Below are 19,360 nucleotides of genomic sequence, written 5' to 3' on the forward strand. Positions count from 1 at the left end.
AATTTGCATTTCTGCGTCGTTACGGGAGGCGCATTATACGAGAAATCCTTCCAGCTGCAACCCCCCTAAAAGCGATTTTTTTATTTTTTTGTTCAAGTGCCGAATTATTCGCCAAAGCGCACAATTTAGCGGCAAAACAGCCATGACGCAAGTTCGTTGGCCGGATATCTGCGTTATCCGGCCCACACAATTACAGCTTAATAAAATGCTCGCGGTAGTACGCCAGTTCCGCCACCGACTCACGGATATCATCCATCGCCTGGTGTGTGCCCTGCTTGGTAAAGCCATCCAGAATTTCCGGCTTCCAGCGGCGCGCCAGCTCTTTCAACGTACTCACATCCAGATAACGGTAGTGGAAGTACGCCTCCAGCTCCGGCATGTATTTAAACAGGAAGCGGCGATCCTGTCCGATACTGTTACCGCAAATGGGTGATTTTCCGGCGGGGACCCACTCTTTCAAAAATTCAATCGTCGCCAGTTCCGCTTCACGGTCGCCCAGGTACTTGCCTTCACACGATCTACCAGGACCACTTCCGGTATGGGTACGGCACGTTCCAGTCATCCATCAACGCCCAGTTGTTCATTCGGACTGATGCACTGCAATCGTCGGCCCTTCTGCCAGGATGTTCAGGTTGGCATCGGTCACCAGTGTCGCGATCTCAATGATGCGATCGCGCTCGGGATCGAGCCCCGTCATTTCAAGATCTATCCAAATGAGGTTGTTTTCATTGGCACTCATGCTATTTTCCACCCTTCAGAGGTCACGTTCAGTGTGACTATATTCATCTAAAATAGCGTGTATCATAGATGTTTTGCCCACAATGGGCGACCAGGAGCCAGTACGATTGAGTAAAAATAAACTCTCCAAAGGCCAACAGCGCCGCGTGAACGCCAATCACCAGCGTCGTCTTAAAACGTCCACGGAGAAGGCCGATTACGATGACAATCTGTTTGGCGAAACCGCTGAAGGTATTGTCATCAGCCGTTTTGGTATGCATGCCGACGTCGAATCCGCCAACGGTGAAATTCACCGTTGCAATATTCGTCGAACCATCCGTTCACTGGTTACAGGCGATCGCGTGGTCTGGCGTCCAGGAAAAGCGGCGTCGGAAGGGCGTAAACGTCAAAGGCATTGTCGAAGCGGTGCATGAACGTACCTCGGTGCTGACACGCCCTGACTTTTATGACGGCGTAAAACCCATCGCTGCTAACATCGACCAGATCGTCATTGTCTCCGCCATTTTGCCGGAGCTGTCACTCAATATTATCGACAGGTATCTGGTGGCCTGCGAAACGTTACAGGTTGAACCGATTATCGTGCTCAACAAAATCGATCTGTTAGACGATGACGGCATGGCCTTCGTTAACGAACAGATGGATATCTATCGCAACATTGGCTATAGCGTATTGATGGTATCAAGCCATACAAAAAATGGGCTGAAACCACTTGAAGAGGCATTGACCGATCGTATTAGCATTTTTGCCGGTCAGTCGGGCGTAGGTAAATCCAGTCTGCTCAATAACCTGCTCGGCCTGCAAAAAGAGATCCTGACCAACGATGTCTCCGATAACTCCGGTCTTGGACAGCACACGACCACCGCCTCACGCCTGTACCACTTCCCGCACGGCGGAGATGTCATCGACTCCCCCGGCGTACGAGAGTTTGGGCTGTGGCATCTTGAGCCGGAACAAATCACGCACGGCTTTGTCGAATTCCATGACTATTTAGGGCACTGCAAATACCGCGACTGCAAACATGATGCGGATCCTGGCTGTGCTATCCGTGAAGCCGTAGAGAAAGGGGCAATAGCCGAAACTCGGTTTGAAAATTATCACCGTATCCTCGAAAGCATGGCGCAGGTAAAAACGCGTAAAAACTTTTCTGATACGGACGACTGACAACTAAGCTAAGCGTCGCTAGAATCGTCCCCCTTTTTCAGGATCCGGCATGTATGCCGGATCAGGAACGACAAAACAATGGCCTGGAGGCTACCTTGTTAAACTCATTTAAACTTTCGCTACAGTACATTCTGCCGAAACTATGGCTCACTCGCCTGGCGGGTTGGGGCGCAAGCAAACGAGCAGGCTGGCTGACTAAACTGGTTATCGACCTGTTTGTGAAGTATTACAAGGTCGACATGAATGAAGCACAGAAGCCGGACACCGCCAGCTATCGTACGTTTAACGACTTCTTTGTACGTCCGCTGCGTGACGATGTGCGCCCGGTGGATACCGACCCGAACATTCTGGTGATGCCGGCAGACGGCGTGATCAGCCAGTTAGGTCGCATCGAAGAAGACAAAATTCTGCAGGCCAAAGGACATAACTACAGCCTCGAGGCGCTGCTGGCCGGTAACTATCTGATGGCAGACCTGTTCCGTAACGGTTCGTTTGTCACCACTTACCTCTCCCCGCGCGACTATCACCGCGTACACATGCCGTGTAACGGCATCCTGCGTGAAATGATTTATGTACCGGGCGATCTGTTCTCCGTCAACCATCTGACCGCGCAAAACGTCCCGAACCTGTTTGCCCGTAACGAGCGTGTCATTTGCCTGTTCGATACCGAATTTGGCCCGATGGCGCAGATCCTGGTCGGCGCAACCATCGTCGGTAGCATTGAAACCGTGTGGGCCGGAACCATCACGCCGCCACGTGAAGGTGTGATCAAACGCTGGACCTGGCCTGCGGGTGAAAGCGAAGGTTCTGTTGCGCTGTTGAAAGGCCAGGAAATGGGTCGCTTTAAGCTGGGTTCCACCGTCATCAACTTGTTTGCACCAGGTAAAGTGAATCTGGTAGAGCAACTGCAAAGTCTGTCCGCGACCAAAATTGGTCAGCCGCTGGCAACGTCCACCGAAGTTTTCGCTCAGTCAGACGCGGAAACGGCGCCAGTGGAGATCGCCGCAGAACACGACGCCAACCCACCGGTTGACGACAAGACAGAACAAAGCTAACAACAAAGGTAGACTGACGTGCGCCTGATTATCACTTTTCTGATGGCCTGGTGCCTCAGCATGGGGGCGTACGCCGCGACAGCTCCCGACGCCAAACAAATCACCCAGGAACTGGAGCAGGCAAAAGCGGCGAAACCCGCCCCAGCCAGAGGCCGTCGAGGCGCTCCAGTCTGCGCTGAACGCGCTTGAGGAACGTAAAGGCTCCCTCGAGCGCGCCCAGCAATACCAACAAGTTATCGACAATTTCCCGAAGCTGTCCGCGACATTACGCGCCCAGCTTAATAACCTGCGCGACGAACCACGTAACGTACCGCCGGGGATGTCCACCGAGGCGCTGAACCAGGAGATCCTCCAGGTCAGCAGTCAATTGCTGGATAAAAGCCGCCGGGCCCAGCAGGAACAGGAACGCGCCCGGGAAATTGCCGACTCACTGAGTCAACTTCCGCAGCAGCAAACCGATGCCCGTCGTCAGTTGAATGATATTGAACGGCGACTCGGTACCGTTAGCGGCAATTCCCCGCTGAATCAGGCGCAAAATTTTGGCATGCAGGCCGAATCCGCCAAACTCAAAGCCCAGGTGGATGAACTCGAGCTGGCGCAGCTTTTCAGCAAACAACCGTCAGGAACTGGCGCGTATGCGCTCTGAACTGGCGGAAAAGCAGAGCCAACAGCTTGACGCTTATCTGCAAGCCTTACGCAATCAATTAAACAGCCAGCGCCAACGCGAAGCCGAACGCGCGCTGGAGAGTACCGAACTGCTGGCGGAAAACAGCGATGGTCTGCCAGCGGGCATTGTCGATCAGTTCAAAGTAAACCGGGAATTGTCTCAGGCGCTCAACCAGCAGGCGCAGCGTATGGATCTGGTGGCCTCGCAGCAGCGTCAGGCGACCAGCCAGACACTGCAGGTACGCCAGGCGCTCAATACACTGCGGGAACAGGCACAATGGCTGGGCGTCTCCAATATGCTTGGCGAAGCGCTACGCGCCCAGGTTTCGCGCCTGCCGGAAATGCCCAAACCGCAGCAGTTAGATACGGAAATGGCGCAGCTACGTGTGCACCGTATGCGCTATGAAGACCTGCTCAATAAGCAGCCTCAGCTGCGTCAGATCCATCAGGCTGACGGCAAGCCGCTCACCGCTGAACAAAACCGGATTCTGGACGCGCAGCTGCGCACCCAGCGCGAACTGCTGAATTCCCTGCTACAGGGAGGAGACACGCTGATCCTTGAGTTGACCAAGCTGAAAGTCTCCAATAGCCAGTTGGAAGATGCGCTCAAGAGGTCAACGAAGCGACGCACCGCTATCTGTTCTGGACATCCGATGTGAGTCCGATGTCACTCTCCTGGCCAATTGAGCTTGTTCAGGATCTGCGCCGGCTAATTTCACTGGATACCTTTAACCAACTTGGCAAGGCCAGCATTATGATGCTGACCAGTAAAGAGACGCTGCTGCCGCTGTTTGGCGCGCTGATCCTGGTCGGTTTTAGTCTTTACTCGCGTAAGCACTTCACCCGTTTTCTGGAACGTTCATCCGCCCGGGTTGGAAAAGTCACGCAGGATCACTTTTGGCTAACATTACGCACCGTATTCTGGTCAATATTAGTCGCTTCACCGCTTCCGGTGCTGTGGGCCACATTAGGGTTTGGACTGCGGAAGCGTGGCCTTACCCGCTGGCTGTTGCGATAGGCGATGGCGTCACCGCCACTGTCCCCCTGCTTTGGGTGGTGATGATTTGCGCCGCCTTCGCGCGTCCAAACGGGTTGTTTGTGGCGCACTTTGGCTGGCCACGTCACCGCGTGGCGCGCGCGATGCGCTATTACCTGATGAGCATCGGATTCATCGTTCCGCTCATTATGGCATTGATTATGTTTGATAATCTCAATGACCGGGAGTTCTCCGCCTCGTTGGGACGCCTGTGCTTCATGTTAATTTGCGGGGCGCTGGCGATAGTGACTCTCAGCCTGAAACGTGCCGGTATCCCGCTGTATCTCGACAAAGAGGGCAGCGGCGAAAACATGGTCAACAGAATGCTGTGGAACCTGCTGATGGGCGCGCCGCTCGTCGCGATTTTTGCTGCCGTCGTGGGCTATCTGGCGACCGCGCAGGCGCTGCTGGCGCGACTGGAAACCTCGGTCGCCATCTGGTTCTTGCTGCTGGTGATTTATCACGTCATCCGCCGCTGGATGCTGATCAGCGCCGACGGTTAGCGTTTGATCGCGCCAAACATCGCCGGGCTGAAATGCTGGCGCAGCGTGCGCGGGGTGAAGAAGAACAAGCGCATTCAACCAGCCTTGAGGGGAGCGTTGAGGTCGATGAAAGCGAAGTGGATCTCGACACCATCAGCGCCCAGTCGCTGCGCCTGGTGCGTTCGATTCTGATGCTCATCGCACTGTTGTCGGTCATCGTGCTGTGGTCGGAAATCCATTCCGCCTTTGGGTTCCTTGAGAACATCTCGCTGTGGGATGTCACGTCCACGGTTCAGGGCGTAGAGAGCCTGGAGCCAATCACGCTGGGCGCCGTATTAATTTCGATTCTGGTGTTCATCATCACCACCCAGCTGGTCCGTAATTTGCCTGCGCTGCTGGAACTGGCGCTGCTCCAGCATCTGGATTTAACGCCGGGTACGGGCTACGCCATCACCACCATTACCAAATATCTGCTGATGCTGATTGGCGGGCTGGTCGGTTTCTCAATGATTGGGATTGAGTGGTCAAAATTACAGTGGCTGGTTGCGGCACTCGGTGTTGGTCTGGGCTTTGGTTTGCAGGAAATTTTCGCCAACTTTATCTCAGGCCTGATCATTTTGTTCGAAAAGCCGATTCGTATTGGCGATACGGTGACTATTCGTGACCTGACGGGCAGCGTGACGAAAATCAATACCCGCGCGACTACCATCAGCGACTGGGACCGCAAAGAGATCATCGTGCCCAACAAAGCGTTTATCACCGAACAGTTTATTAACTGGTCACTCTCTGACTCCGTGACGCGTGTGGTGCTGACCATTCCGGCGCCTTCCAGCGCGAATAGCGAAGAGGTCACGCAAATTCTGCTGACGGCGGCGCAACGCTGCTCGTTAGTGATCGACAACCCGGCACCGGAAGTGTTCCTGGTCGATCTCCAGCAAGGTATTCAGATCTTCGAACTGCGTATCTATGCTGCAGAGATGGGACACCGTATGCCGCTGCGCCATGAAATCCATCAGTTGATTCTGGCGGGCTTCCATGAACATGGCATTGATATGCCATTCCCACCGTTCCAGATGCGTCTGGAAAGTTTGAACGGTACGAGGACAGGTAAAACGCTGACGTCTACTGGTAAAAGGGGTCGTCCGGCGGGGAGTTTGTAAGCGTTAACTATGCCGGGCGGCACCAATGCTGGCCCGGCATCCCTATTACTCCGTCACCCACTGCGGCAGTTTTGCCATCCGACGGGTGTAGTTCTGGTAAATCATCATCGCCAGTAACGAGAAGAACACCGGGCCGCCTGTCATCCATAAGGCGCTATTCCAGTCCCCTGCTTCAATCACTGGCTGAATGACGGTGAACACATTGGCAAACGTCACCACCAGCACAACCGTCCCGGTAGCCAGTAGCGTAGAAACCTTCGTTTTGAAGATCACAAACGGACGTTCCAGCCCCTCTCGGAGCTTGAAGAATGGGAATGCCAGCGCGAGGAACAGATAGGGCAGCGTCATCGACACATTGGCCATCAGCGTCAGTTTGTTATAAAACGCCGACGCGGTGTCACCGCCAAAAGAGACCAGCAGAATAAACAGACTGACCAACAGACACTGCATCCACATGGCTGTGGCGGGCATTCCCGTCGAATTCAGTTTCGTGACTGGCGCAGGCCACAGCGCTTTCGGCGTCCCCTGAATAATGGCTTTCAGCGGTGAGTAGCTTAATGTGAAGAAGGCACCGGTATAGGCAAGAAACATCGAGAGTCCGGTAATACGGGCAAACCAGACGCCCAGCGTCATTGCCGCCTCCGGTGAGAGATGCAGCGCATTGCCCAGCGTTCCCCCCAGGCTCTTCATCAGAATATAAGTGATATTGCCGAGGTTCACAGAACCATTACTTAATACCTGCTGCCAGTTCGTGCTGACACCCCACAAGAATTATCGCCAGGGAATAGCCGATTGAAATCACAATGGCCGCAAAGACAATCCCTTTGGCAAAGTTTTTTTCCGGCTTTTCTGTTTTATCGACCAGGCCGCCGACGGCTTCAATACCGCCATAAGCAAAAATAGCGAAAACAACAAACGACAACATCGCCAGGCCGGACTGATATCCAGGGTTCGGTGAGGCGACAAAATGAATATCTTGCGCAAAATGCCCACCATTTAATAACAAAATAGCGAGGCTCACTAACAGAAAGACTAAATTGAGGCACATGACGGCAATACCGCCCACTGCCGTAATACGCGCAATCTTATTAATGCCTCTGGCGGCAATACCCGTCACCAGAATCATCCATCCCACCGCGAGCAGTCCAACCACCTGTGTAGGCTCAAGGCCGGCGAACTGCCAGTGCTTGCGTCATATCTGCGCCAAACAGGAATGTCGAAAAGGGACCCAGATTTTGGCTGCGGTACTTACCATCCAGATAATATAAGAGGAGAACCACATAAAGGTGCCGATAAATGCGTAGCGCGGTCCAACGCTATTATTCATCCACGAGTAAATCCCCCCCTCTTCTTTTCGATAAGCGGAACCCATCTCTGCCATCATTAATGCAAAGGGAATAAAGAATAAGAGTGCAGAAAAAATATACCACGGGATGGCGCTATACCCCATTAAATAAAAAGCGGAGGGGCTATTTGCAAAACCAAAAACTGACGTAAATATCATCAGAATGAGCCCAATCAGGCTCATTTTTTTTATTGTTTGGGGCATTAAAGTCTTCCTTACCTGGGAGAACGTTTTTCAAACGTCGCTCACCCATTTGCGCTGCCCCCTGTAGAGGTCAGCAATACGTAAATCAAAACAGGATTAGGGCCGCAACGATAGCAGATATCCAGGGCAAAATTGTGGCTATTAGAGGTAAAATGAACATAGAGGCTGCAAAGCGGCAATTTAGCCGCCTTGCAGAAAGGTCGTTATGCGCGGTCGACGGTGAAAGCAATCACGTCGGCAAGGCTTTCAGCCCCTAATGCCAGCATCACCAGACGATCCACACCCAACGCCACACCGGAGCAATCCGGCATACCTACTTTTAAGGCTTCGAGTAAGTTAGTGTCGATAGGCTGCTGCGGCAGTCCCCGCGCCGCGCGTTTACGGTTGTCTTGTTCAATAGCGTTGCTGCTGCTCGCGAGCATCCGTCAGCTCATGGAAACCATTCGCCAGCTCAATACCTTTGAAATACACCTCAAAACGTTCAGCCACGCGATGATCTTCAGTGCTGATTTGCGCCAGAGATGCCTGACTTGCCGGGAAATGGTACACAAACGTGGGCTTATCTTTACCAATATGCGGCTCGACCCCCATGGCAAACAGCAGTTGCAGCAGCGTGTCCCTGTCTTCTTCTGTATCCGCGATATTGCTTAAATCCAGTTTAGCCGCGGCTTCACGCAACTGGGTTTTATCTGCTGACAACGGGTCAAGTTCGAGATGGCGTTGAAACGCCTGCTGATAAGAGAGGCTTTCTGCGGGCTGGCAATCAAGTACCTGCTGTAGCAGGTCATCCACTTCATTCATCAGGCGGTACATATCGTAGTGAGGACGATACCACTCAAGCATGGTGAATTCCGGGTTATGGTGGCGCCCCATCTCTTCATTACGAAAACTACGGCATAGCTGAAAGACCGGACCGCATCCCGCCACCAGCAGGCGTTTCATGTGGTATTCCGGGCTGGTCATCAGGTAGAGGTTCATCCCCTGCGAATGACCAGGTCCAACGAAACGCGTCTCAAACGGGAACAAATGAATGTCTGTTACCGTCGCCTGACTCATGCAAGGCGTCTCAACCTCAAGCACTCCGCGATCGGCAAAGAAACGACGAATTTCCGTCATAATTGCCCGCACGTTTCAACAGATTGGGGATGGACGCGCTCGGCTGCCAGGTGGGCCGTTTCGCTCATGGTTCTTTCTCCGATATATGACAAGGGCACGAAGTCTACTCGTAACCCGTCAGGGAGACAAATTTTGTGCGGGAGTGCTTTATGTTGAATCGAGGGTTAAAAAACTGAAGATTGATGGTTTAGTAATTAATTTAATCAGAATCAATGATAATTACCGCCACTGATACGCTAAAAAAATCGAACACGTCAAATTTCCCTTCTATACCTGCGACTATACTACGATACCTATAAAGGAGCAGTGGAATCGCATTCGTCATCCGCATATCTCAGAGACTAAACTGACTGCGTGAGGGCGAAATAACAACAATCTGGAGGAATGTCGTGCAAACCTTTCAAGCCGATCTTGCCATTATAGGCGCCGGTGGCGCGGGATTACGTGCTGCAATTGCTGCCCGCACAAGCAAATCCCAACGCTAAAATCGCACTGATCTCAAAAGTGTACCCAATGCGCAGCCATACCGTTGCTGCCGAAGGTGGCTCTGCTGCTGTCGCGCAGGATCATGACAGCTTCGACTACCATTTTCACGATACGGTAGCGGGCGGAGACTGGCTGTGTGAGCAGGATGTCGTGGATTACTTTGTCCACAACTGCCCAACTGAAATGACGCAACTGGAGCAATGGGGTTGCCCGTGGAGCCGCCGTGAAGACGGTAGCGTCAACGTACGTCGCTTCGGCGGCATGAAAATCGAGCGTACCTGGTTTGCCGCGGATAAGACCGGCTTCCATATGCTCCACACCCTGTTCCAGACTTCCCTGCAGTTCCCACAAATTCAGCGTTTTGACGAACACTTCGTTCTGGACATCCTGGTAGACGACGGCCATGCCCGTGGTCTGGTCGCGATGAACATGATGGAAGGCACGCTGATGCAAATCCGTGCTAACGCGGTGGTGATGGCAACGGGCGGCGCTGGCCGTGTATACCGTTACAACACCAACGGCGGCATCGTAACCGGTGACGGTATGGGCATGGCGCTGAACCACGGCGTTCCGCTGCGCGATATGGAGTTCGTTCAGTATCACCCAACCGGTCTGCCAGGTTCCGGTATCCTGATGACCGAAGGCTGCCGTGGTGAAGGCGGTATTCTGGTCAACAAAAACGGCTACCGTTATCTGCAGGACTACGGCATGGGCCCGGAAACCCCACTGGGTGAGCCGAAGAACAAATACATGGAACTGGGTCCGCGCGACAAAGTTTCTCAGGCGTTCTGGCACGAATGGCGTAAAGGTAACACCATCTCCACTCCGCGTGGCGATGTGGTCCACCTCGACCTGCGTCACCTCGGCGAGAAAAACTGCTCGAACGTTTACCGTTCATCTGCGAACTGGCAAAAGCCTATGTCGGCGTCGATCCGGTTAAAGAGCCAATTCCGGTTCGTCCGACCGCGCACTACACCATGGGTGGTATTGAAACCGATCAAAACTGCGAAAGCCCGCATCAAAGGTCTGTTTGCCGTTGGCGAATGTTCCTCTGTCGGTCTGCATGGCGCCAACCGTCTGGGCTCTAACTCCCTGGCAGAACTGGTGGTCTTTGGCCGTCTTGCTGGTGAGCAAGCGATGGAACGTGCTGCTACGGCAGGTAACGCCAACAGCGCCGCGCTTGATGCGCAGGTTGCAGGCGTTGAACAGCGTCTGAAAGATCTGGTGAACCAGGAAGGTAACGAAAACTGGTCGAAGATCCGTGATGAAATGGGTCTGTCCATGGAAGAGGTTGCGGTATCTACCGTACGCCTGAACTCATGCAGAAAACGGTTGATAAGCTGGCTGAGCTGCAGGAACGCTTCAAGCGCGTGCGTATTACCGACACTTCCAGCGTCTTCAATACCGACCTGCTGTACACCATCGAACTGGGCCACGGTCTGAATGTTGCTGAATGTATGGCGCACTCCGCTCTGGCGCGTAAAGAATCGCGCGGCGCGCATCAGCGTCTGGACGAAGGTTGCACCGAGCGTGACGACGTCAACTTCCTCAAACATACCCTCGCCTTCCGCGATGCTGATGGCACCACACGCCTGGACTACAGCGACGTGAAAATCACCACTCTGCCCGCCAGCGAAACGTGTATATGGTGGCGAAGCGGAAGCAGCCGATAAGAAGGAGAAGGCGAATGGCTGAGATGAAAAATCTGAAAGTTGAGGTGGTGCGCTATAACCCAGAAGTGGACACCGCACCCCACAGTGCTTTCTATGATGTACCTTATGATGAAACTACGTCGCTGCTGGATGCGCTGGGCTATATCAAAGATAACCTGGCGCCAGACCTGAGCTACCGCTGGTCTTGCCGTATGGCAATCTGCGGTTCTTGCGGCATGATGGTCAACAACGTACCAAAACTGGCGTGCAAAACCTTCCTGCGTGAATACACCAACGGCATGAAGGTTGAAGCGCTGGGCAACTTCCCGATTGAGCGCGATCTGGTCGTCGACATGACGCACTTTATCGAAAGCCTGGAAGCCATCAAACCGTACATCATCGGTAACCCGCCGCACACCGGATCAGGGTCCTAATACCCAGACTCCGGCGCAAATGGCGAAGTATCACCCAGTTCTCCGGTTGCATCAACTGTGGTCTGTGTTACGCCGCGTGCCCGCAGTTCGGACTGAACCCTGAGTTCATCGGTCCGGCGGCGATTACGCTGGCGCATCGTTACAACGAAGATAGCCGTGACCACGGTAAGAAAGAGCGTATGGCTCAGTTGAATAGCCCGAACGGCGTTTGGTCCTGTACTTTCGTGGGCTACTGCTCCGAAGTTTGTCCGAAACACGTCGATCCGGCCTGCGGCCATCCAGCAGGGTAAAGTAGAAAGTTCGAAAGACTTTCTTATCGCGACCCTGAAACCACGCTAAGGAGTGCAACATGACGACTAAACGCAAAGCCTATGTGCGGCCAATGACGTCCACCTGGTGGAAAAAAGCTGCCGTTTTATCGCTTTTACATGCTGCGCGAAGGCACAGCTGTGCCGGCAGTCTGGTTCAGCATTGAACTGATTTTCGGCCTGTTTGCCCTCAAACACGGCGCAGAATCCTGGATGGGATTCGTTGGTTTTCTGCAAAACCCAGTAGTGGTGATCCTCAACCTGATCGTACTGGCAGCAGCATTGCTGCATACCAAGACCTGGTTTGAGCTGGCGCCAAAAGCTGCCAATATCATCGTAAAAGACGAAAAAATGGGGCCAGAGCCGATCATCAAAGGTCTCTGGGCGGTTACTGCGGTTGCGACCGTAGTTATTCTGTATGTTGCCCTGTGCTGGTAAGGAGTCCGGGATGATTAATCCAAATCCAAAACGCTCTGACGAACCCGTATTCTGGGGACTGTTTGGTGCAGGTGGTATGTGGGGCGCGATCATTGCGCCGGTCGTGGTTCTGCTGGTCGGCATTATGCTGCCACTGGGACTCTTCCCGGGCGATGCCCTGAGCTATGAGCGCATTCTGGCCTTTGCGCAAAGCTTTATTGGCCGCGCGTTCATGTTCCTGATGATCGTTCTGCCGCTGTGGTGTGGTTTACACCGCATGCACCACGCGATGCATGACCTGAAAATCCACGTGCCGGCTGGCAAGTGGGTGTTCTACGGTCTGGCTGCAATTCTGACCGTTGTGACGCTGATTGCTATCGTCACGCTCTGATTAGCGCCATCGTTATTCCGGCCCGCCACTGGCGGGCCGTTTTATTTCTACCGTCTCTTCTCCCTGCTCTACTCGCAAATAGTGTAATCTACTGCCGCAATCTGTCCCGGACATCCCCTGGTACTCTGTTACGGAAATACGTCATGATGAACAAAACCCTCTGCTGTATGTTGCTCCTTACTGCCTCCAGTTCAGCACTTGCCACACCGCAAAACTGAACAACACATCGCTGATGTTGTAAACCGCACCATTGCACCATTAATGAAAGAGCAGGCGATTCCGGGCATGGCGGTTGCAGTGATTTACCAGGGTAAGCCGAGGTACTTTACCCTGGGGTAAATGCCGACATCGCAAAAACCGGCCCGATCACCCCACAAACCCTGTTTGAACTCGGCTCCGTAAGTAAAACCTTCACCGGCGTGCTGGCGGGCGATGCTGTCGCTCGCGGTGAAATCAAACTCAGCGACCCGGTAACAAAATACTGGCCTGCATTGAACGGCAAACAGTGGCAAGGTATCAGCTGCTACAATCTGGCGACCTATACTGCAGGGGGCTTACCGCTTCAGGTGCCGGATAGCGTGACGGATGAAGCCTCACTGCTTCACTACTATCAAACCTGGCAGCCGGAGTGGGCTCCGGGCAGCAAACGTCTGTATGCCAATGCCAGCATCGGCTTGTTTGGCGCGCTGGTGGTCAAAACCTTCCGGAATGAGTACGAAGAAGCGATGACCACGCGCGTCCTTCAAACGCTAAAACTCGCACATACACTGGATTACACGTCCCCACGTCAGAACAGAAAGATTACGCCTGGGGTTATCGCGAGGGTAAGCCTGTTCATGTTTCACCCGGTCCACTGGATGCAGAGGCGTATGGTGTTAAATCCAGCATTGAAGATATGGCAAGCTGGGTGCTGGCCAACATGGACGCCTCCCACATTCAGGACAACACGCTGCAGCAAGGCGTAGCGTTACCCCAGTCGCGCTATTGGCGTACTTGGCGAGAATGTATCAGGGGTTAGGCTGGGAGATGCTGAAACTGGCCGGTTCAAAGCGAAACGGTCATCAAGGGTAGCGATAATAAGATCGCGCTGGCGGCGCTGACGGCCGTGGAAATTACCCAACCCGCTCCTGCGGTCAAAGCATCCTGGGTACATAAGACGGGATCTACCGGCGGGTTTGGCAGCTACGTTGCTTTTATTCCAGAGAAAAACCTCGGTATCGTGATGCTGGCGAATAAAAGCTATCCTAATCCGGCCACGGGTCGCCCGCCGCAATACCGTATTCTCGGAATCTCTGCCAGTAAACGTGTTGTTGCCACCGTTTCCTTGCTGTCATCTACACTTAACAGAAAACCAGCAAGGAAACCCCCATGCGCATCCTGCCTGTTACTCACCGCCGGTGACAGCCGCGTTTTTAGTGGTTGCTTGCAGCTCACCCACGCCGCCGAAGGGCGTTACGGTCGTCAATAACTTTGATGTGAAACGCTATCTCGGCACCTGGTATGAAATTGCACGCTTTGATCATCGCTTCGAAAGAGGACTGGAAAAAGTCACCGCCACTTACAGCCTACGCGATGACGGCGGCCTTAATGTGACCAACAAGGGCTACAATCCGGATCGGGAAATGTGGCAAAAAACGGAAGGAAAGGCCTGGTTTACGGCGATCCCAGTCGGGCCGCGCTGAAAGTCTCGTTTTTTGGTCCGTTTCTATGGCGGTTACAACGTCATCGCGCTTGACAGAGAATACCCCAGCACGCGCTGGTGTGCGGCCCGGATCGCGACTATTTGTGGATACTCTCGCGCACGCCGACCATTTCTGACGAAATGAAGCAGCAAATACTCGCCGTCGCGACCCGGGAAGGGTTTGATGTCAGTAAGTTAATCTGGGTGAAACAACCCCATTAATGGGTGCTGAGCTTCAGACCAATAATACCCGCAACGATCAGCGTCAGGCTGGCCAGACGCATCGGGCTGGCGGATTCACCCAGTAAGATAATCCCGGTGATGGCCGCGCCAACGGCGCCAATACCGGTCCAGATTGCGTACGCCGTCCCAACAGGCAGGGTTTTCATTGCCCAGGAGAGCATCGCAATACTGACGACCATGGCGACGATGGTAATGACACTCGGCGTCAGGCGGGTAAATCCATGGGTATATTTGAGGCCAATCGCCCATACAACTTCGAGCAGGCCAGCAATTAACAAAACGATCCAGGACATTTCAGGCTCCAGAGAGATGGGGCCGTCCCCGGTGAAAGATACGTTTGCAGGTCGTCCCACAAAGCCGATGAATGAAAGGGTATTTTTGCCCGACAAAAAGTGAATTTCAATCTTTTTATTTCAGATAGCCTAAAAGCCAGAATTGGGTGCAATAAGCAGCGCAGTCCGGCATTTAGTACTCATCGGAACGTCTTTATGATGAGACGCTTTCTGAAGTCAGGAAGCCTTTGGCCCTCATTTTTGAATGCCGATGATCTTTATGTGAAAATATTAGTGATTGACGATGCCACCTTTACCCGCACGGGGATAGAGGCCTGGCTTAATCATTCTGGTTTGTTTAGTGCTTCCGTTCCTGGTGTCCAGGGTTAAATAATCTCTTGCTGGCCAAAAGAAACATATTCTCGCAGTGGAAGCCTCATTTGATTATCGCTGATTATATAGTTTTCTTAAACGATTCTCATCCATTTACAGTCGATTGACCCCCTTCTTTATGGCCTGCGGGATGGCTCCGCTCTATCTTGCTGCAATCAGGTGGCGAATACTGTGTTTCAGCGTTCAGCTCACGATATTCTGTCCATGCCGTGCTATCAAAAAAGCCCACGCTGTATGAGCTCTCAAAGACGATTCACTCTGCGTTACGCGTGAGACCGCTTTTAGACACGCCCAAACCGCCACGTCATTACTTACGCCGCAGGAAGAGAAGGTATTGACGATGTGGATGGAAGGCGCGGGAAACAAGGCGATTGCAAGTGCGCTCGGGATTCATGGCAAAACGGTTTACACCTACAAACGCAACATTCGCATGAAACTGCACATGGATAATCGCTATTCGCCGTTTTTATCATTGCCAGAACGGGAAAATTAACGGCACGACACGCACAGCGGTCGTACCGTTCATGATTAATCCTGAGCTTTTGCTGCAGCCCCCGAGATAGCATGGCCGCCCTCGGAAATATCCTCGCCAACGCCACGCGTTGTATTACAGGCGGTTAACACAGAGGAAAGTACCAGAACAGAAAAGATTGCTGCAATTGTCTTCTTAACCATAGCGTCTTCCTTTTTAGCCAATGTTGTACGTATAGCTACTTAATAATAGACAACATCCCGTAACTTGACGGGAAACAGGCAGTTTTTAAGACGATGCGAAAAGACTAGCTGGCAGCGTGGGAGATGGAATTGCCGAGATGTTTGATATCTTCGCCAAAGCCACGTGCGGTATTACACCCCGTCAACAAGGTTGCGGTCAGTAAGAAGAGTGTTACAAGACTGAGAAGACGTTTCATCATTCCTGCCCTGGAAAAATGTATGGCGCAGCAAACGCTGCACCATGGGATCAATTAAGGCGTATTACTTCACGCGGGATACGTATTCACCAGAACGGGTATCCACTTTGATCACTTCGCCGATCTGGACGAACAGCGGAACTTTAACCACTGCGCCAGTAGACAGCGTTGCCGGTTTGCCGCCAGTACCTGCGGTGTCGCCTTTCAGACCTGGATCGGTTTCAACGATTTCCAGTTCAACGAAGTTCGGCGGGGTCACGGAGATAGGCTGGCCGTTCCACAGGGTCACGATGCACTCAGCCTGATCCAGCAGCCACTTTGGCGCTGTCACCTACCGCTTTCGCGTCAGCAGCCAGCTGTTCGAAAGTGGAGTTATTCATGAAATGGTAGAACTCACCGTCGTTGTACAGGTAAGTCAGGTTCATATCTACAACGTCTGCGCCTTCTGCAGAGTCGGGTGATTGAAGGTTTTCTCTACGCGAGTACCGGTCAGCAGACGACGCAGTTTAACGCGTGCGAAAGCCTGGCCTTTGCCAGGTTTTACGAATTCACTGGCTTCAACCGCATAAGGTTCGCCGTCCATCATGATTTTAAGACCGGCACGAAAATCGTTGCTATAGTAAGTCGCCATAAGGCCCTCTGAAATTGTTAATTGGTAGCTTAGCCACAAAATGGCGCATATTGTAACCCTAAACACCCCATCCAGAGAAGATTGGTTAGTACAACTTGCAGATGTTATAACCGATCCGGATGAACTGTTGCGTCTTTTAAATGTAGACGCGGATGAAAACTTGCTCGCAGGTCGCGAGGCAAAGCGTCTTTTTGCCTTGCGGGTTCCCCGTGCTTTTGTGGCGCGGATGGAAAAAGGCAATCCTGATGACCCGCTTTTACGCCAGGTACTCACCTCGCGCGACGAGTTTGTCACAGCACCGGGTTTTTCAACCGATCCGCTGGAAGAACAGCACAGCGTCGTGCCCGGATTACTGCACAAATACCGCAACCGAGCGCTATTGCTGGTGAAAGGCGGCTGTGCGGTAAACTGTCGCTACTGTTTTCGCCGTCACTTCCCGTACGCGGAAAACCAGGGCAATAAGCGAAACTGGCAGGTTGCACTGGATTACATCACCGCGCATTCGGAACTGGATGAAATCATCTTCTCCGGCGGCGATCCGCTGATGGCCAAAGACCACGAACTGGACTGGCTACTCACGCAGCTGGAAGCGATACCGCACATTAAGCGTCTGCGTATTCATAGCCGTCTGCCAATCGTCATTCCCGCACGCGTGACGGAAGGTCTGACCGAGCGTTTTGCCCGTTCAACCCTGCAAATTTTGTTGGTTAACCATATCAACCATGCGCAGGAAATTGGCGACGATTTCCGCCAGGGGATGCGTAAGCTAAAAATGGCAGGCGTCACGCTGCTGAATCAGAGCGTGCTGCTGCGCGATATCAACGATAACGCGCAAACGCTGGCTGATCTCAGCAACGCGCTGTTTGATGCGGGTGTAATGCCCTACTACCTGCACGTACTGGATAAAGTTCAGGGTGCGGCCCATTTTCTGGTCAGCGACGACGAAGCCCGCGCCATTATGCGTGAGCTGCTGACGTTGGTTTCCGGCTATATGGTGCCGAAGCTGGCGCGGGAAATTGGCGGCGAACCGAGTAAAACGCCGTTGGATTTGCAGTTAAGGCAGCGTTAACCCCCTCTCTTTTGAACCTGCGCGTAGCGCTTCGCGCAGGTTTCAAGTCCGGATACCGACTCTCACGAAACAAAACCGGGTGTTATTTTAGCCCCCATCATTTCGGGCAGAACAAACCTATCCAGAGAGAACCATCATGGCCTTAACACTCACCGGCATTAACACCGGCGTCATTCGAAATGGCAATCAGTTCCAGGCGCTGGCACTTAACCTCAAGCATGAGAAGAACGAAACCTCGCTAATTTTTATTCCGGCGCTACAACTGCGCGATCTTTATATCTGCTTCGAGCATCGTCTGCATTTGCAAAACCAGCGGAATGCCAAAGAGAAAGCGGCTTTCAAAAAAAGCCAGGATACCGCCACGCAGACAATGCTCAAAAATATTCCGCCACTGACCCAAAAACAGCTGCTGGAAGCCGATATCCGCCTGCGGGTTGAGAAACTGGAGCCCCACGCCAGCCACGCCGGAGGGTTTCAGTTGGTGTTTTCACTGCAGGGCGGTCATTCACTGCTCCTCGAGCTTGAAGATGCGCAGATTGCGCTCGTCATCAGCGCCATTTCTCACGCCATTAATAACGCCGGCATGCATAAATTATCGCTAAGGATCTCCTCACTACTGGATTTTCTGCCCATGTACGATGCTGATATTAAAAGCAACGGTGAGATGGAGTATGACAACTATCCCTATCCGGCATGGAAGTTGCGCGCTGTTTACGCATTATCTGGCCACTGGTTTACCACTATACCGACAGCTATGGCAGGATTGCGCATGCGGCACCATCGTGAAATCCCGCATTCGGGGAGATATGAAAGAGACCGAGGCAATGGCCCGGCGTTTACTGGCGTTCAGCCCGCGGCTGAAAAAGCTGGAAGGAAAATCGTGCCGTATCACCGTGGCGACTATCGCATCCGGCGCGGGTCACTTTCCGCGAGAACGTTGCCTGAAAGCGCTGCATCAACTTTATCAGACAACATTGCCCGCAACGGCAGAATAACAAAACGCCCTCAGGTTTCCGGAGGGCGTTTTCAACACTGAATAAATCAGTTCGGGCACTTATAAACCTGGCCGTTCATTTCACTGGCCGTCGGAACAAAGCTGGATAACATGCCCTGAGATGGGCTGCTCACGCCATAAATCACGTTGCCGCCCATTGCTGCCGCCTGATTACGCAGGTCGTTCGCGGCGCCACGCATGGAGCCGCCCTCTTCGCCATGCTGACCAGAAAGCCAGTTACTTTGCTTACCGGTAGCAGTGCCAACCAACTGGCACTCAGCACCAGGCTTATCTTCTACGAAGCGTACGCTTTGACCGGCAGCGCTCAGTTCGTTGCTGGAGCTACAACCCGCCATCAGTAGCGCGGCACCGACGATCCCTGCTAAATATTTCACGTGCATGTTATTCCCCATAATCAATGAGCTGGACGTAGATCGTCCGTGTGAGAATCTTATACTAAAAGATGACCAAAAGAAAAACCCCCGGGCATTTCTGCCCAGGGGTTTCTCTATTTC

At 53.0% G+C, this 19,360-nt stretch carries 9 protein-coding genes and 13 pseudogenes; 13 read left to right on the forward strand and 9 right to left on the reverse strand.

What is annotated here, in order from left to right:
- Positions 1-190 precede the first annotated feature (190 nt).
- Positions 191-739: pseudogene (gene orn, locus P2W74_RS20770) on the reverse strand (oligoribonuclease).
- Between the two features lie 106 nt (positions 740-845).
- On the opposite strand from orn, the pseudogene rsgA reads away from it, so the two are divergent.
- The 3 genes and pseudogenes from rsgA (at position 846) to mscM (ending at position 6,298) form a co-directional block, all read left to right on the forward strand.
- Positions 846-1,899, forward strand: a pseudogene (gene rsgA, locus P2W74_RS20775) (small ribosomal subunit biogenesis GTPase RsgA).
- Positions 1,900-1,994: 95 nt separating this feature from the next.
- Entirely contained in the window at positions 1,995-2,954 is a 960-nt protein-coding gene (gene asd, locus P2W74_RS20780; protein WP_276293060.1) for an archaetidylserine decarboxylase, read from the forward strand.
- An 18-nt stretch (positions 2,955-2,972) separates the two neighbouring features.
- Positions 2,973-6,298 (forward strand): annotated as a pseudogene (mscM, locus tag P2W74_RS20785) (miniconductance mechanosensitive channel MscM).
- Between the two features lie 45 nt (positions 6,299-6,343).
- Here the strand turns inward: mscM and P2W74_RS23690 are convergent.
- From P2W74_RS23690 to epmA, 3 genes and pseudogenes are all read right to left on the reverse strand, one after another.
- A complete protein-coding gene (locus tag P2W74_RS23690; RefSeq protein WP_412767203.1) occupies positions 6,344-7,066 on the reverse strand; it encodes an APC family permease in 723 nt (240 codons plus the stop codon).
- Positions 7,026-7,847, reverse strand: a pseudogene (yjeM, locus tag P2W74_RS23695) (glutamate/gamma-aminobutyrate family transporter YjeM). The gene P2W74_RS23690 and the pseudogene yjeM overlap by 41 nt, the downstream one beginning before the upstream one ends.
- Positions 7,848-8,050: 203 nt before the next feature.
- A pseudogene (gene epmA / locus P2W74_RS20795) lies at positions 8,051-9,031 on the reverse strand (elongation factor P--(R)-beta-lysine ligase).
- A 321-nt stretch (positions 9,032-9,352) separates the two neighbouring features.
- Between epmA and frdA the strand changes: the two are divergent.
- From frdA to P2W74_RS20830, 7 genes and pseudogenes are all read left to right on the forward strand, one after another.
- Positions 9,353-11,144 (forward strand): annotated as a pseudogene (gene frdA, locus P2W74_RS20800) (fumarate reductase (quinol) flavoprotein subunit).
- Positions 11,137-11,874 (forward strand): annotated as a pseudogene (frdB, locus tag P2W74_RS20805) (fumarate reductase iron-sulfur protein). Before frdA ends, frdB begins: the two co-directional pseudogenes overlap by 8 nt.
- 10 nt (positions 11,875-11,884) lie before the next feature.
- Positions 11,885-12,281: pseudogene (frdC, locus tag P2W74_RS20810) on the forward strand (fumarate reductase subunit FrdC).
- A 10-nt stretch (positions 12,282-12,291) separates the two neighbouring features.
- Complete coding sequence (gene frdD / locus P2W74_RS20815) at positions 12,292-12,651, forward strand: fumarate reductase subunit FrdD (protein WP_276293061.1); 360 nt, start codon at positions 12,292-12,294, stop codon at positions 12,649-12,651.
- 380 nt (positions 12,652-13,031) lie between these two features.
- A pseudogene (locus P2W74_RS20820) lies at positions 13,032-13,346 on the forward strand (serine hydrolase); the annotation flags it as partial.
- Between the two features lie 122 nt (positions 13,347-13,468).
- A pseudogene (locus P2W74_RS20825) lies at positions 13,469-13,855 on the forward strand (serine hydrolase); the annotation flags it as partial.
- Between the two features lie 164 nt (positions 13,856-14,019).
- Positions 14,020-14,554 (forward strand): annotated as a pseudogene (locus P2W74_RS20830) (lipocalin family protein).
- Here the strand turns inward: P2W74_RS20830 and sugE are convergent.
- Positions 14,551-14,868 (reverse strand): quaternary ammonium compound efflux SMR transporter SugE, encoded by a 318-nt coding sequence (gene sugE / locus P2W74_RS20835; protein WP_276293062.1) that lies wholly within the window; start codon positions 14,866-14,868, stop codon positions 14,551-14,553. The pseudogene P2W74_RS20830 and the gene sugE overlap by 4 nt on opposite strands.
- A 195-nt stretch (positions 14,869-15,063) precedes the next feature.
- Here sugE and P2W74_RS20840 point away from each other — a divergent pair.
- Positions 15,064-15,733: pseudogene (locus P2W74_RS20840) on the forward strand (helix-turn-helix domain-containing protein).
- Positions 15,734-15,768: 35 nt separating this feature from the next.
- Here P2W74_RS20840 and ecnB read toward each other — a convergent pair.
- From ecnB to efp, 3 genes and pseudogenes are all read right to left on the reverse strand, one after another.
- Positions 15,769-15,915: a lipoprotein toxin entericidin B gene (gene ecnB, locus P2W74_RS20845; protein ID WP_276293063.1), complete on the reverse strand. Its 147-nt coding sequence runs from the start codon at positions 15,913-15,915 to the stop codon at positions 15,769-15,771.
- A 104-nt stretch (positions 15,916-16,019) separates the two neighbouring features.
- Positions 16,020-16,154, reverse strand: a complete 135-nt coding sequence (gene ecnA, locus P2W74_RS20850) for a lipoprotein antitoxin entericidin A (RefSeq protein WP_276293064.1) — start codon at positions 16,152-16,154, stop codon at positions 16,020-16,022.
- Positions 16,155-16,215: 61 nt separating this feature from the next.
- A pseudogene (efp, locus tag P2W74_RS20855) lies at positions 16,216-16,782 on the reverse strand (elongation factor P).
- A 40-nt stretch (positions 16,783-16,822) separates the two neighbouring features.
- On the opposite strand from efp, the gene epmB reads away from it, so the two are divergent.
- Together epmB and yjeJ are read left to right on the forward strand one after the other, a co-directional pair.
- Positions 16,823-17,851 carry an EF-P beta-lysylation protein EpmB gene (gene epmB, locus P2W74_RS20860; protein ID WP_276293065.1) on the forward strand — a complete coding sequence of 343 codons (1,029 nt, stop codon included), beginning with the start codon at positions 16,823-16,825 and terminating at the stop codon, positions 17,849-17,851.
- A gap of 136 nt (positions 17,852-17,987) precedes the next feature.
- Positions 17,988-18,887 carry a YjeJ family protein gene (gene yjeJ / locus P2W74_RS23835; protein WP_276293066.1) on the forward strand — a complete coding sequence of 300 codons (900 nt, stop codon included), beginning with the start codon at positions 17,988-17,990 and terminating at the stop codon, positions 18,885-18,887.
- 5 nt (positions 18,888-18,892) lie between these two features.
- Here the strand turns inward: yjeJ and P2W74_RS20870 are convergent, their stop codons facing one another.
- Positions 18,893-19,246 carry a DUF4156 domain-containing protein gene (locus P2W74_RS20870; RefSeq protein ID WP_203359196.1) on the reverse strand — a complete coding sequence of 118 codons (354 nt, stop codon included), beginning with the start codon at positions 19,244-19,246 and terminating at the stop codon, positions 18,893-18,895.
- Positions 19,247-19,360 lie beyond the last annotated feature (114 nt).

Source organism: Citrobacter enshiensis (genome assembly GCF_029338175.1).
GTDB lineage: Bacteria > Pseudomonadota > Gammaproteobacteria > Enterobacterales > Enterobacteriaceae > Citrobacter_D > Citrobacter_D enshiensis.

What these genes read in the sequence shown, in the direction of transcription:
- frdD (WP_276293061.1), top strand. Translation starts at nt 12,292, where the DNA reads ATGATTAATCCAAATCCAAAACGCTCTGACGAACCCGTATTCTGGGGA.
- sugE (WP_276293062.1), bottom strand. Translation starts at nt 14,868, where the DNA reads ATGTCCTGGATCGTTTTGTTAATTGCTGGCCTGCTCGAAGTTGTATGG.
- ecnB (WP_276293063.1), bottom strand. Translation starts at nt 15,915, where the DNA reads ATGGTTAAGAAGACAATTGCAGCAATCTTTTCTGTTCTGGTACTTTCC.
- ecnA (WP_276293064.1), bottom strand. Translation starts at nt 16,154, where the DNA reads ATGATGAAACGTCTTCTCAGTCTTGTAACACTCTTCTTACTGACCGCA.
- epmB (WP_276293065.1), top strand. Translation starts at nt 16,823, where the DNA reads ATGGCGCATATTGTAACCCTAAACACCCCATCCAGAGAAGATTGGTTA.
- yjeJ (WP_276293066.1), top strand. Translation starts at nt 17,988, where the DNA reads ATGGCCTTAACACTCACCGGCATTAACACCGGCGTCATTCGAAATGGC.
- P2W74_RS20870 (WP_203359196.1), bottom strand. Translation starts at nt 19,246, where the DNA reads ATGCACGTGAAATATTTAGCAGGGATCGTCGGTGCCGCGCTACTGATG.